The 13,061-nt window shown below is 53.5% G+C and carries 15 protein-coding genes; 2 read left to right on the forward strand and 13 right to left on the reverse strand.

The features are described 5' to 3' along the window. Positions 1-28: 28 nt before the first annotated feature. Positions 29-1,165 (forward strand): molecular chaperone DnaJ, encoded by a 1,137-nt coding sequence (locus tag B2U47_RS16430; RefSeq protein WP_296680789.1) that lies wholly within the window; start codon positions 29-31, stop codon positions 1,163-1,165. Positions 1,166-1,179: 14 nt separating this feature from the next. On the opposite strand, the gene B2U47_RS16435 is transcribed toward B2U47_RS16430, so the two are convergent. Genes B2U47_RS16435 through aroC form a run of 5 tightly spaced genes read right to left on the reverse strand, consistent with a single transcriptional unit; the run spans position 1,180 to position 5,614 of the window. Then, positions 1,180-1,824, reverse strand: a complete 645-nt coding sequence (locus B2U47_RS16435) for an SPOR domain-containing protein (RefSeq protein WP_296680786.1) — start codon at positions 1,822-1,824, stop codon at positions 1,180-1,182. Then, on the reverse strand, positions 1,809-2,570 hold the full coding sequence (locus B2U47_RS16440; protein WP_296680782.1) for a type III pantothenate kinase: 762 nt from the start codon (positions 2,568-2,570) through the stop codon (positions 1,809-1,811). Before B2U47_RS16440 ends, B2U47_RS16435 begins: the two co-directional genes overlap by 16 nt. Continuing rightward, positions 2,567-3,343 (reverse strand): biotin--[acetyl-CoA-carboxylase] ligase, encoded by a 777-nt coding sequence (locus B2U47_RS16445; protein WP_296680778.1) that lies wholly within the window; start codon positions 3,341-3,343, stop codon positions 2,567-2,569. Before B2U47_RS16445 ends, B2U47_RS16440 begins: the two co-directional genes overlap by 4 nt. Beyond that, a complete protein-coding gene (locus B2U47_RS16450) occupies positions 3,324-4,520 on the reverse strand; it encodes an MFS transporter (protein WP_296680774.1) in 1,197 nt (398 codons plus the stop codon). The genes B2U47_RS16445 and B2U47_RS16450 overlap by 20 nt, the downstream gene beginning before the upstream one ends. Further along, positions 4,517-5,614, reverse strand: a complete 1,098-nt coding sequence (aroC, locus tag B2U47_RS16455; RefSeq protein ID WP_296680771.1) for a chorismate synthase — start codon at positions 5,612-5,614, stop codon at positions 4,517-4,519. Before aroC ends, B2U47_RS16450 begins: the two co-directional genes overlap by 4 nt. Positions 5,615-6,053: 439 nt before the next feature. On the opposite strand from aroC, the gene B2U47_RS16460 reads away from it, so the two are divergent. Beyond that, the gene (locus B2U47_RS16460; RefSeq protein ID WP_296680768.1) at positions 6,054-6,668 is read left to right on the forward strand and encodes a metal-dependent hydrolase; all 615 of its coding nucleotides are present in this window, start codon (positions 6,054-6,056) and stop codon (positions 6,666-6,668) included. A gap of 10 nt (positions 6,669-6,678) precedes the next feature. Here the strand turns inward: B2U47_RS16460 and trxA are convergent, their stop codons facing one another. The 8 genes from trxA to rpsP form a co-directional block, all read right to left on the reverse strand. Beyond that, positions 6,679-7,044 carry a thioredoxin gene (gene trxA, locus B2U47_RS16465; RefSeq protein ID WP_296680766.1) on the reverse strand — a complete coding sequence of 122 codons (366 nt, stop codon included), beginning with the start codon at positions 7,042-7,044 and terminating at the stop codon, positions 6,679-6,681. A 22-nt stretch (positions 7,045-7,066) separates the two neighbouring features. Next, positions 7,067-7,696 (reverse strand): flavin prenyltransferase UbiX, encoded by a 630-nt coding sequence (locus tag B2U47_RS16470; RefSeq protein ID WP_296680763.1) that lies wholly within the window; start codon positions 7,694-7,696, stop codon positions 7,067-7,069. 11 nt (positions 7,697-7,707) lie between these two features. After that, entirely contained in the window at positions 7,708-9,057 is a 1,350-nt protein-coding gene (gene mpl / locus B2U47_RS16475; protein WP_296680759.1) for a UDP-N-acetylmuramate:L-alanyl-gamma-D-glutamyl-meso-diaminopimelate ligase, read from the reverse strand. Between the two features lie 6 nt (positions 9,058-9,063). Beyond that, positions 9,064-10,800: a putative bifunctional diguanylate cyclase/phosphodiesterase gene (locus B2U47_RS16480; RefSeq protein ID WP_296680756.1), complete on the reverse strand. Its 1,737-nt coding sequence runs from the start codon at positions 10,798-10,800 to the stop codon at positions 9,064-9,066. Positions 10,801-11,143: 343 nt separating this feature from the next. Then, a complete protein-coding gene (gene rplS / locus B2U47_RS16485; protein ID WP_298684185.1) occupies positions 11,144-11,491 on the reverse strand; it encodes a 50S ribosomal protein L19 in 348 nt (115 codons plus the stop codon). A 6-nt stretch (positions 11,492-11,497) separates the two neighbouring features. Beyond that, the gene (trmD, locus tag B2U47_RS16490) at positions 11,498-12,247 is read right to left on the reverse strand and encodes a tRNA (guanosine(37)-N1)-methyltransferase TrmD (protein ID WP_414717839.1); all 750 of its coding nucleotides are present in this window, start codon (positions 12,245-12,247) and stop codon (positions 11,498-11,500) included. A 5-nt stretch (positions 12,248-12,252) separates the two neighbouring features. Further along, positions 12,253-12,759: a ribosome maturation factor RimM gene (gene rimM / locus B2U47_RS16495; protein ID WP_296680749.1), complete on the reverse strand. Its 507-nt coding sequence runs from the start codon at positions 12,757-12,759 to the stop codon at positions 12,253-12,255. A 7-nt stretch (positions 12,760-12,766) separates the two neighbouring features. After that, the gene (rpsP, locus tag B2U47_RS16500) at positions 12,767-13,021 is read right to left on the reverse strand and encodes a 30S ribosomal protein S16 (protein ID WP_296680746.1); all 255 of its coding nucleotides are present in this window, start codon (positions 13,019-13,021) and stop codon (positions 12,767-12,769) included. Positions 13,022-13,061 lie beyond the last annotated feature (40 nt).

The raw sequence follows: 13,061 nt of genomic DNA on the forward strand, positions 1-13,061 counted from the left end.
TCCCCTCTGCCTGCACAAGGAAAATAACATGCCTTCTTCCAAAGTCGTCCACATCCAGACTGAGCCTGCCCAAGCCAGCCTTTCCCCGGCACAGAAAAAATTCAACAGCCTGATCAAGAAAATCGACACCCAGAAAAAGCTGCTGGCGGAATGGCAGGAAACATTCAACGCGGTACGTCAGGAAGCGGCCGAAAAACTGGAACCGCTACGTGCCACCATGCATGAACAACAACGTGCGATGGCTGACCTGCTTGACCAGCAGTTCACCAGCCACAAGTTCACCACCAACCAGCAGGAAAAACTGAGTCACCTGATTTGTGAACTTTGCGAAGAACTGCTGCGACGCAAGGACGATGACACACTGAAAACGCTGTACAACAAATACAGCGGCGGCGATTACGACAGCGAAGCGCAGGAAGAACAGGCGATGGCAAACGACTTTATCAAGTCAATGCTGGAACAAGAATTCGGGGTGATGCTGGACGACGATGAACTGGACATGAGCAACCCACAAGCGACAGCAGCACGGCTGGCAGAAAAAGTCCAGCAGCAACAGGCACAAGCACAGGAAGCGGCTGCCGCCCGCCCCCAGCGCAAAAAAAGCGCCAAACAACTGGCAAAGGAAGCCCAACAGGCCGAAGAAGCCGCCAATGTCAGCAAATCCATCCAGGCAGTTTACCGCCAATTGACCAGTGCCCTGCACCCCGACCGTGAGCAAGACCCGGTGGAACGCGAACGCAAGACCGAGCTGATGCAGCAAGTCACGGTCGCTTACGGCAACAAGGATTTGCTCAAGCTGCTGGAACTGCAACTGGCGGTGGAACAGATCGACCAGAGCAAACTCAACAACATCGCTGCTGACCGCCTCAAGCATTACAACAAAATCCTGTCGGAACAGTTGCGGGAAATACAGGATGAAGTCCTGTTCAAGGAAGACGAAATCCGCCTGATGCTGGGCTTGCCACCTTACGCGCCGCTCTCGCCCAAACGGCTGGGGGGCTTGCTCAAACAGGACATCCGCACCCTACAGGATGAAATTGCCCGCATTCAGCAAGATTTGCGCCTGTTCCGCGATGTGAAGGCGCTCAAGGCGTGGTTGAAACTGTACCGGCTGCCGGAACCGGAGTTTGACCCGTTTATGGCGGGGCTGATACCGTTTCGCTAAACCGCATGACGGCACTATTTGCATACCCTCGGAATCCGCTGGACTTCCGAGGTTGCGTCTATTGCCGCACTCCACGCCTGCACGGGTGCATTGCTGCCAAACGGCTCATCGTAGTCCAGCCAAAACACTTCCCGTGCAGTTTGCTGTTCGGTGTAGCGGGCATCGTAGCCCAGATAGCGGATGTATTCCGCGTGGCGTTTGGCCTTGTTGAGGTTGTTGAAAAAGCCCAATGAAATCGCATTCTGGTAAGGGCCTTCATTGATGATCAGCACGTCTCGCACGTCAAAACTGGCGATGTCCTTGGCGGTCTGTTCGGCACTGGCATGGTCAGGCAACGGTGGAATGTAAACAAGGAAATTGAGTGTTTCCATGCTGCGCATTGCCCGCACCTGAGTTGCCAACCCGAAGCTGTGCACCTTGTCTGCCACCAGTTGCGCGGCCTTTTCGCTGTTGTAAGGGCCAAGAGTATAACAACTGCTTTGCGTACCAACCGCATTGCTGTTGTAGACGACATCTTCCACATCATGGCGCAATTCCAGTTCCGGAACACCAGCATCAGTCAGCGGTGGTCGGGCATAGGCTGCGTCCGGCGACAGCACCACATTCCAAGTCAAGACCGACAGGTTGAGTAATAACAGCAGGATCAGCAGCGGATACATGCCTCCTCCTCGGTGATGTAGTGCAAACCACGCATCAACAAATCCGGTTGCACCAGACAATCACCTGGCAACCACGGGCGCAAGTGTTCAGCATCCCCACCGGTCAGGACACGCAACGGCATACTGGTCATGGCGTGTTGCATCCGTTTGCAAATGCCTTCAATCGCTCCTATCAGCCCGAACAGACAACCGCCACCAATGGCACGGCTGGTTGCGTCGGCAAAAATCGTGGGCTGGTCAAACGACAGGGAAAGACGGTTTTGCGCACGGGCAATCAGTGCATCTGCCGACAATTGCAAGCCGGGCAGGATCAGACCACCCAGATGCTGCCCATCCTGTTCCACCGCATCAATGGTCACGGCAGTACCGCAATCCACCACAATACAGGCTTGCCGCCCCGCCAGCCGATGACCAGCCACCAGCCCAACAAAGCGGTCAGCACCCAGCGAAACAGGATTCTGATAGCCGGAGGTAATGCCATACGCACTTTCCACGGAACGCACCACATGCAAGCCAATGCCACGTTCCGCACACACTTCCTGCACGCTATCATCAAACAGGTGGGTCAACACATGCACCAGCGTAATATGCTGCACCGCAGGGTAGACATCCAGCAAATCCAGAAATACCGCCAAGGCCGGACGCTCCGCATACGCCAACGCTTGTTGGGCGGAAATGCCGCCCGACGCATCCAGCTCTGACCATTTCAGGCGTGAATTGCCTGCATCTACCAGCAAAATTGTCACATGCGCACCGATACATCTGCCGAAGAAAAAGTCCTGAGGGAACCATCTGCTCCCTTGAGCTGCAATTGTCCCTGAGTATCAACCCCATAGGCAACACCTTCCGATACCTGGCTACCGGAAAGTACCCGCACCGGGCGACCTGCCAACACATCCCAACGCTGCCAATCCTGCCGAAAACGCGCCATATCCAGCATTGGAAATTCCTGCAACTGCGTCACCAGTCGCCGGAGAATGGCAGCAACCAGTACATTGCGATCCAGCCTGTCACCATGGATTGCCCGCAGACTGATCCACGGCTGGTCAATAACGGCGACTTCTTCCGGCAGCATGTTGACGTTCAGGCCGATACCGATGACCACCTGCTCCAGCGATCCCACCGCTTCCAGCAGGATACCGCCCAGTTTCCTGTCAGCATAGTACAGATCGTTAGGCCATTTCAGGCCATGTCCTGCTAGCGCACAATCTTCGAGCGCTTCCGCCACTGCCAGCCCGGTCACAAGGCTGAGCAGGGGCAAATGTGGCGGCACGTGTGCAAAACACCAGCGCAGGGAAAGGTAAACATTGCTGCCCGCTGGTGATTCCCATTGCCGCCCACATCGCCCACGCCCAGCGGTTTGCTGTTCGGCAAGGCACACATCGCCGCACTGCCCTTCCTGCAAACACCAGCGGTTGGTGGAATCCAGTTGCTGGAATACGTGGATTTTGCACAAACCTGCCTGTGTAGCGGTATCCAGCCGGGTGCAGATAGCAGTTTCATCCAACTTGTTGTGCATAGTGTTTCCCCAAATCGCGGATGGCATACAGACTCAGGAACAGCCCCACATTCACTACCACCGTTGCAATATAAAACGTTTGCGCCGACCCCAGCGTTTCCCAGCCGTAGCCACTCAGCAGACTGCCCAGTGCACCGCCCAGCCCGTAGCTTACCCCGGAATACAACGCCTGCCCACGCCCTTGCAACTTGCCCGGAAACACGTGATGTACCACATGGATAGCAGAAGCGTGGAACAACCCGTAAGTTGCCGCGTGCAACACCTGCGCCAACAACAAGACCGGCAGGTTATCCACCCACGCTCCCAGCAGAATCCAGCGAATGCCGGTGAGCAACATCGCCAGCACAAACAAGCGTTCCGCCCCGAAACGCTGGATTAGTCGGTGCATGAACACAAACAGCACCACTTCCGCTGCCACCCCCAGCGCCCACATCCAACCGGTGAAGTTGCGTGAATAGCCGTGGTCTTCCAGATACAGGCTGAAAAAGGTGTAATAGACCCCGTGGCTAGCCTGTTGCAAGGCACACGCCAGCAACAGCATCCACACCGCAGGCTGACGGATGACTTCACGCAAACGGCTGGTGTTTTCGGCATGGGCATGGTGTGGCTTGTCGCGTACCAGCCACGTGGTAAGCCAAATAGTGATGAACAGCAGCAACATGGCATCCACCGCCCGCTCAATGCCCCAGCTATCCAGCAGGGGCGGCAAACTCACCACCATCACAATGAACCCGATCGACCCCCATAGCCGAATCCAGCTATAGCGCCCGATATATTCACCCAGATGGTTAAGCGTCAATGCCTCAAACTGTGGCAACGACGCATTCCAGAAAAAGCCGAAGCCCGCCATCACCAGCAGCATCCAGCCGTAGCTGTGCTGCCAGTACACCCCCGCGAAACACACCACCGCCAGCAAACTCGCCAGTCGGATAATGCGCAAGCGTTGCCCGCTATGGTCTGCCAGCCAGCCCCAAATGAAGGGTGCGATCACCTTGCTCGCCATGAATACTGCCATCAGCTCGCCGATTTGCGCAGCGGAAAAACCGGCAACATTCTTCAGGTACACCGTCCAGTACGGTACGAAAATACCTAGCGCGGCAAAATAGGTGAAATAGAAAACCGAAAGCCGCACATACGGCGGCTTTACGGAGGAAGCTGGAAGGGTGGGGCTACTCAAGGTGAAGCAGGAATATCCGGCAAATCCGTCACCACATCCGCATTCTGCGCCCGATGCCGCAAGGCATGATCCATCAGCGTAATAGCCAACATGGCCTCGCAAATCGGGGTAGCGCGGATGCCCACGCACGGGTCATGGCGGCCTTTGGTAATCACTTCCACCGCTTCGCCCTCCAGGTTCACGGTACGCCCCGGAATGCGCATACTCGAAGTCGGTTTGAAGGCGGTATGCACCACGATTTCCTGCCCCGACGAAATACCTCCCAGAATGCCGCCCGCGTTATTGCTGAGGAAGCCTGCCATGGTGATTTCATCACGGTGTTCCGTGCCTTTTTGCGCCACACAGTCGAAACCCGCGCCGATTTCCACACCCTTGGCGGCATTGATCGACATCATCGCATGGGCAATGTCCGCATCCAACCGGTCGAAAATCGGTTCGCCCCAGCCCGGCGGCACGTTGGAAGCCACGGTGGTGATCTTTGCCCCGACGGAATTGCCTTCCTTGCGCAAAGCATCCATGTACTCTTCCATCGGTTGCACCTTGCTGGCATCCGGGCAGAAGAACGGGTTGTTGGCAATTTCGTCCCAGTCGAGCGTTTCCGCCACAATCGGGCCGAGCTGCGACAGGTAACCGCGAATCAGTACGCCGTAACGCTCCTGCAACCACTTCTTGGCAATTGCACCAGCCGCCACGCGCATCGCCGTTTCCCGCGCCGACGAACGCCCGCCGCCTCGGTAATCGCGGAAACCGTACTTCTTGTAGTAGGTGTAATCGGCGTGACCGGGGCGGAAGCGATCCATGATGTCGCTGTAATCCTTGGAACGCTGATCCGTATTGTGGATCAAGAGCGCAATGGTCGTGCCGGTGGTCTTGCCCTCGAACACGCCGGAAAGGATTTGCACTTCATCGGCTTCGCGCCGTTGGGTGGTATGACGGCTTTGCCCCGGCTTGCGCCGGTCAAGGTCGGTTTGAATATCAGCTTCCGTGAGGGCGAGTCCAGGCGGGCAGCCATCCACGATGCAGCCGATTGCGGGGCCGTGACTCTCACCGAAGGAGGTCACGCTAAACAGTTTTCCAAAGCTATTTCCTGACATGGACGCGATTGTAACAGCTATCCGGGACTCCTGGCAGCTATTGCCGATGAATACTTATTGACCACACAAGCGTGGCTGTTATAAAATTAAACAATGATAAAAAATATCCTTCCCATAATATCGACGCAAAAGCCCACGAGAGGGAACGCCCGTCCCCTCTCCTTTTTGCGTGTGCGCCCATATCACATTACCGGATAAAAAGCTGGGAGGAAGCTGAACCCTCACCCCACGGGTTTGGTCAGTTTTAAACAGGGGAAAACGAGCCGGGCGCAAGCCCGGCTTTTCTTTACGAAACGGCTATGTTCATAAGCAAAATTTTGGCATGATTGTGCCCGTAAACAACAAAAGAAATTGACGAAAAACATTCCTGGGGGCGGGAATGAAATCGTCTACAAAATGTCTCAGATAACAGTACAAAATAAACATTGGGGAAACGAGCATGACAAAGTGCATGACGCATCAAGCGGCTGCCATAGCCGTAGGGGTTGGTGCTGGAGCCACATCCATCAGTCTGTTGCCACATCTGGGTTTAGACGCAGTGGGAGCCATTGCCCTGAGTGGCTACGTTGGGGCTTTATTACCGGATATTGACGACGAAAACTCACTTAATTTCAAGATTACCCGGTTTCTGACCAAACTGGCGGCGGTTGTTGTCCCATCCATCCAGTTTTTTTACCGACCGACTGACCTGATCCTGGCGGTCGTCCTGTCGCTGTTCATGGTCTCCCGTTTCTGGGATTTGTTGCACGCCGTGATGAAACGCGGCAGCCGTACCCATTCGGTCATAGCCGCCGTTTGCCTGTCGCTGGGCGTTGCCTGGGTAGCCTATCTGACCGCCGATTACGCGGCAGCTTTACCTGCTTTCATCGCAGCCGGAACAGGTTACTTATTACACCTGTTGCTGGATGATCTGCAAAGCGCTGCCGAAAACGGGCTGAACGAGATGCCAGAAACGGCTTCCGCCCTGACAATTCTGGGGCGGGGCAAAGCCGTTGAACTCTATGGCATTATTGCCATCGGTCTGATTTGCGGCTTTGCCCTGTGGGGAATTTGAAAAGTTAGGCTTAACCTTCCTGCTGGGCGGCGATGTCCGCCCGCACCTTATCCATGTCCAGCGTGCGAACTTGCGCAATCACATGCTCCAGTTGCGGCTCACTCAACATGCCTGCTTCCGCAAAGATGATGACCTGTTCACGGAAAATCATCAGGGTCGGAATGGAGCGGATCTGGAAATGTCCCGCCAAAGCCTGTTCTTCTTCCGTATTCACTTTGGCGAACACGATGTCGGAGTGATTATCGGAAACTTTCTCGAAAATCGGTGCAAAAGAACGGCACGGCCCACACCAGGGAGCCCAGAAATCAATAACAACGATGTCGTTAGTGGTGATGGTTTCTTCAAAATCTTCTGCGGTCATTTCCATGGCTGCCATGGCTTAGCTCCTGTATTGTCAATTAAAAATTCTGTTGTTCCTGCGGGGCTGCCTGCCCCCAACGCGGCATGAGCGCTTGTGGAATATCCAGATGATCCAGTACCCGCGCCACCATGAAATCAACCAGTTCCTGCACGGATGCCGGGCGATGGTAAAAGCCCGGATTGGCGGGCATGATGATAACCCCCATCCGCGCCAGTTTCAGCATGTTTTCTAGGTGGATTTCGGAAAATGGCGTTTCGCGCACGACCAAAATCAGTTTTTTGCGTTCTTTCAAAGCAACATCAGCAGCACGTTCAATCAGGTTGCGACTGCTGCCACTGGCAATGGCTGACAGCGTGCCGGTCGTGCAGGGACAAACCACGGTTGCATCTGCTACTGCACTACCACTGGCAATTGGTGCTGCCCACTGCTCGCGCTCAAATACCTGCAACTGCCCCGGCTGCGCCCCATAAAGCTGGTTGAAATACACCTGTATTTCGCTGGCTCGCCCCGGCAGGCGGTGTTCAGTTTCCATGTTGATCACAACTTGTGCGGGACGTGACAGCAGCAAATATACCCGGCAACCGGCCTGCAACAAACATTCCAGCAAACGCAAGCCGTATTGTGCGCCGGATGCACCAGTCATGATCAGGGTAATGTTTTTTGGCAAGGGAGCAATCCTCAAACAGCCAACTTCACCAGCAGCTTGTCATGAATCCCGCCGAACCCGCCATTACTCATGACCAGAATGTGGTCTCCCGCTTGCGCCTGCTGGGTAACAAGCGCCGCCAGCTCATCAACATCATGTAGCAAACAGCCTTTTTCGCCCAGCTCGTCTACTACATCAGCAAGATCCCAACCTAACCCTTGTGGCTGGTAGAGGAAAACCTGATCGGCAGCTTGCAGGGAAGCCGCCAGTTGCGCCTTGTGCGTCCCCATGCGCATGGTGTTGGAACGTGGCTCTAGCAAGGCAACGATACGAGCATTACCGACTTTGGCTCGCAAACCTGCCAGCGTGGTGGTAATAGCCGTCGGGTGATGGGCAAAGTCATCGTAGACAGTCACACCACGCACTTGCCCCCGCATCTGCATTCGCCGTTTCACCCCTTGGAATTCTGCCAAGGCAGCAATCGCATGGGCAGCAGGCACACCCGCATGACGCGCTGCTGCAATGGCAGCCAATGCGTTATTGACGTTGTGTTCTCCCAACAGCGACCAGCGCACAATGCCCTGTTCATCTCCCTTACAGAACACACGGAATTCACTACCATCCGCTTGCAGATACTCAGCCCGCCAGTCGCCATCCGCAAAGGTTTCCACGGGAGTCCAGCACCCCATTGCCAGCGTATCTCGCAGGTTGGCATCCTGTGCATTGACCACTGCCAGACCACTGCCTGGCACGGTACGCATCAAGTGATGAAACTGGGTCTTGATCGCCTCGACATTGGGGAAAATATCGGCATGGTCATATTCCAGATTATTCAGGATGACCGTGCGCGGGTGGTAATGTACGAACTTGGAACGTTTGTCGAAAAAAGCCGTATCATATTCGTCGGCTTCCACCACGAAAAATGGCGAATCACCCAACCGCGCGGATACCCCGAAATTTTCCGGTACACCACCGATCAGAAACCCCGGTTTCAACCCTGCATATTCCAGAATCCACGCCAACATGCTGGACGTGGTGGTCTTGCCATGCGTCCCTGCCACCGCCAGCACCCAGCGGTCACGCAGGATGTTTTCACCCAGCCATTGCGGGCCGGAAATATACGGCAGATTGCGGTCGAGCATGTATTCAACCACCTCCAGCCCGCGCTTCATGACATTGCCGACTACAATCGCATCAGCATTGGCAGGCAAATCCTGCGACTGAAAACCCTGCATGATGTCCACACCCTGTTCCGCCAACATGGTACTCATCGGTGGATAAACATTACTGTCGGAACCTGTCACCTGATGACCATGCTCCCGTGCCAACAAGGCAATACCGCCCATGAAAGTTCCACAAATACCCAGAATATGAATTTTCATCCTTGATTACCCTTTCAAGACGTGATTATTGATGGCATTCTCCAGCGGAATCGGGCGGGAAATACCGTAGCCTTGCCCAAAATCAACACCAATTTCACGCAACATCTGTATGACCCGCTCATTTTCGACGTATTCGGCAATAACTTGTACGCCCATCATGTGTCCAACCTGATTCACCGAGCGTACCATCGCCCGTGCCACATCGTCCGTAGCAATATCCTTGATGAAACTACCGTCAATTTTCAGATAGTCCACCGGCAGGGATTTCAGATACGCAAACGAACTGACCCCTGTACCGAAATCATCCAGTGAAAAACTACATCCCAGCCCTTTCAGGGTATCAATAAACTGCTGCGCCAAATCCAGATTATGGATGGCGACCCGTTCGGTAATCTCGAAACAGATCATCGCCGGGCTGATACCCGCAGTTTTGATTTCTTCCAGCACAAATTGCAGAAAATCAGGCTCATCCAGGCTTTGCCCTGACAGATTCACCGCAAAAACCGGGCGTGGCACTTTTTGGGTAATATCCTGCAAGGCTTTCAACAAGGTACGCACCACCCAGCGATCCAATCGCGGCATCATGGAATAATATTCAGCCGCAGGAATAAATTCGTCAGGGACAATCGGCTGATTATTCTCATCATACAGCCGGATCAATACCTCGTAGTGGTGGAATGGTCGCTTGAATTCAGCGGGAGCCAGAGGGTGGATCGGTTGCGCCACCAGTTTGAAATTGCCCGCCTCGAATGCCTTTTTCAAGCGTCCCAGCCAGACCATATTGCCCCGCTGCTTGATGACCTCCTGGTCATCCGGCTTGTAGATATGGATACGGTTGCCACCCTTGCCTTTGGCAACACGACACGCTGCATCCCCGACCGACAAAACCTTGTTGGGTGTCCCCAAAGCTTTATACAGCGGTACAAAAGCAATGCTGGCGGTCACTTGCTGACGCATTTTGTTCCACTCGAATTCGTGTGATTCCAGTTTGCGTCGAATTTGGTCTACCGCTCGAATCGCTACTGACGGCTCGTTCTCCTGAAACAGGATACCAAACTCGTCACCCCCAAGGCGGGCAAGAATATCGCGTCTGGCATCAATATTTTCTTTAAGAATCTTGCAGATACGATCAATTAGCACATCACCGGCACTGTGCCCCATCGAATCATTCACCAGCTTGAACTGATCCATCGAAATCAGGCAGAAAGAGTGTTTGACACCATGCTGGCGCACCTGGTCAATTGCCACCTTCAAGCGTTGCTCAAAACTTTTTCGGTTCAGCAACATGGTTTGCTGGTCATGCATTTCAATATGATCGAGCCGCACCTGCATGGCATGAACCTCTGTCTGGTCACGCAACAACAGCATGTGCCACGGCTCCTCTTCTTGCGCGTAGTGGATGGTCTGCACACTGTAGTTGACCTGCAACTCCCCCAAATTGCCTGCCGCCAGTAACGCTCTTTGCACGGCTGTCCGCTCAGTCTGGCGTACTTGTTCCTGCACCAACCACTGGATCGGCTGACGGGTAACAGGGTCAAGCAAGGAAAACAATTCAGCATGATGTTTGCCGCGAGCACTGCGCATCTTGTATTTGAGCAGCCGTTCTGTCGCAGGATTGATGAAATCAACCATACCCTTGCCATCAACCAGCACAGCCAGTTCCATCACCTCTGCCAAGGAAGAAACCAGCATGTTCTGTTGCGCCAGATACAACTCGTTGCGCTGTTGACGTTGCTGACGCATGAAAAACATTACACCCGACCCGATAACGCCCAACAGCAGCAGGCAGGCAATTACGGTAGATATAGGTAAGAAATCAAGCACTCATGCCCCCGGATGCATAAATTCTGTTATTTTTAACCTTGTTATTGCTGCCAATCATAGGCAGTACCAGCAGGCATGTACAGTATTCAGCGAAGAGCGGGCATTTTGCTGAAAATGCCTGACAAATAATAAAACTTACGCAGGGAATAAACAAAAAAAAAGACATTTCCCCTGCGGCAAGCAGAGAAAAACAGATGGTAGGAAATGAAAATGGGGCTGGCTAGCCGAAGAAGCATAACCAACCCCACAGATCAGGCAATAATCAGACCTTTTCCTTGATACGCGCAGCCTTACCGGTACGTCCACGCAGGTAGTACAGCTTGGCACGGCGCACATCACCACTACGCTTGACTTCGATGCTGGCAATGCTGTTGCTGTAAGTCTGGAACACACGCTCAACACCTTCGCCATAAGACATCTTGCGGACAGTGAAAGAAGAATTCAAACCACGATTGCGCTTGGCAATAACAACGCCTTCGTAAGCCTGTTGGCGTTCCTTGTCGCCTTCTTTGACGCGCACTTGAACTATAACCGTATCACCCGGATTGAACTCAGGGATGGTCTTTGTCATCTGCTCTTGTTCAAGTTGTTGAATAATCGTGCTCATGATGATCCTCTAATGAAGTTTCGTACTTCTATCAAACTCGTTTATATAGTCGTCAAGCAACGCCTGTTCACTCACTGTCAACTGCCGTGCCTTCAATAAATCTGGCCTGCGCTGCCATGTCCTGCCCAACGCCTGTTGTTTGCGCCAACGGGCAATATCTGCATGATTGCCGCTTTTTAGCACCGCAGGAACACTCAGCCCTTCCAGCTCATCCGGGCGGGTATAATGCGGGCAATCCAGTAATCCATCAAAAAAGGAGTCCTGTGCTGCCGAATCATCATGTCCCAACGTGCCCGGTAACAAGCGCGTTACCGCATCAATCAGTACCATTGCCCCTAGCTCACCGCCGCTGAGCACATAGTCACCAATTGAACATTCCATATCCACTTCCAGCTCAATAATGCGTTCGTCGATACCTTCGTAACGCCCACAAAGCAGGATTAAATTATCTTCTGTTGCAAACTGTCTGACCAACTGCTGGTTCAGGGGCATACCTTGCGGACTCAGATAGACCACCTTTCCGGGATTTTCCTGTCTGGCAGCCCGAATTGCCTGTAACAAACAATCGGCTTTCATCACCATGCCAGGGCCACCCCCATAGGGTCGATCATCGACAGTCCGGTGCACATCCGTGCTGAAATCACGCGGATTCCATGATTTCAACCCAATAATGCTGCGTTCCATTGCTCTACCTGTAACACCGCCACTGACAACACTTGCTACCAGCTCGGGAAATAGGGTAATCACATCGAAGCGCATTGGCATCAGAAGTCAGGATCCCACTCAACCAGAATCTGCCCATCTGTCAGGGAAACCTGCCTGATGACATCACCCATCAGCCACGGCAGCAAACGCTCCCTATCGCCAATGACGACCATGACATCATTGGCACCTGTTTCAAACAGATGATCCACTTTTCCAAGGGAAACACCTGTTGTGGTGATGACATCCATACCCTCCAAATCTGCCCAGTAATACTCGCCTTCGTTCAACTTGCGCAATTGCTCACGTGGAACAGCGATACGACAACCAACCAGCTTTTGGGCTTGATCCCTATCAGCAATCCCTTCAAATAAAGTAACAATACCTTTGGCTTGGGATTGACTGCTTACAACCTTGAATGTTTTCCACTCTCCTGCCACATCCAGAAACCAAGGCTTATAGCCCAGAATCCCGTCACGCATCTCAGTATAGGAAAACACCTTGACCCAACCCTTCACACCGAATACACCAGAGACTTTCCCCAGCGTCACCATATCAGGGTTGGACATGCTCACCTCAGGCAGCGACAGCTTCCGCTGACTCTTTCAGCAGCTTGGCAACACGTTCTGTTGGTTGCGCACCGCAGCCCAGCCAGTAAGTGGCACGATCCTGCTCGATATGCAGACGCACTTCCTGACCACGTGCAACAGGATTGAAGTAACCGATGCGTTCAATGTAACCACTGTCACGTGGCTTGCGCTGATCGCTTACAACGATATGATAAAATGGACGCTTTTTTGCGCCACCTCTAGCCAGACGGATATTGACCATTACAAAACCTTAAAACAAATACAGTTAACACAGGGCAAGG

This window comes from Thiothrix sp. UBA5583 (assembly GCA_002425225.1).
Lineage (GTDB): Bacteria > Pseudomonadota > Gammaproteobacteria > Thiotrichales > Thiotrichaceae > Thiothrix > Thiothrix moscowensis.

Bases quoted from the DNA above. Each gene is read 5' to 3' on its own strand.
- B2U47_RS16430 (WP_296680789.1), top strand. From the start codon at position 29: ATGCCTTCTTCCAAAGTCGTCCACATCCAGACTGAGCCTGCCCAAGCC.
- B2U47_RS16435 (WP_296680786.1), bottom strand. From the start codon at position 1,824: ATGTATCCGCTGCTGATCCTGCTGTTATTACTCAACCTGTCGGTCTTG.
- B2U47_RS16445 (WP_296680778.1), bottom strand. From the start codon at position 3,343: ATGCACAACAAGTTGGATGAAACTGCTATCTGCACCCGGCTGGATACC.
- aroC (WP_296680771.1), bottom strand. From the start codon at position 5,614: ATGTCAGGAAATAGCTTTGGAAAACTGTTTAGCGTGACCTCCTTCGGT.
- B2U47_RS16460 (WP_296680768.1), top strand. From the start codon at position 6,054: ATGACAAAGTGCATGACGCATCAAGCGGCTGCCATAGCCGTAGGGGTT.
- trxA (WP_296680766.1), bottom strand. From the start codon at position 7,044: ATGGCAGCCATGGAAATGACCGCAGAAGATTTTGAAGAAACCATCACC.
- mpl (WP_296680759.1), bottom strand. From the start codon at position 9,057: ATGAAAATTCATATTCTGGGTATTTGTGGAACTTTCATGGGCGGTATT.
- B2U47_RS16480 (WP_296680756.1), bottom strand. From the start codon at position 10,800: ATGCGTCAGCAACGTCAACAGCGCAACGAGTTGTATCTGGCGCAACAG.
- trmD (WP_414717839.1), bottom strand. From the start codon at position 12,247: ATGCGCTTCGATGTGATTACCCTATTTCCCGAGCTGGTAGCAAGTGTT.
- rimM (WP_296680749.1), bottom strand. From the start codon at position 12,759: ATGTCCAACCCTGATATGGTGACGCTGGGGAAAGTCTCTGGTGTATTC.
- rpsP (WP_296680746.1), bottom strand. From the start codon at position 13,021: ATGGTCAATATCCGTCTGGCTAGAGGTGGCGCAAAAAAGCGTCCATTT.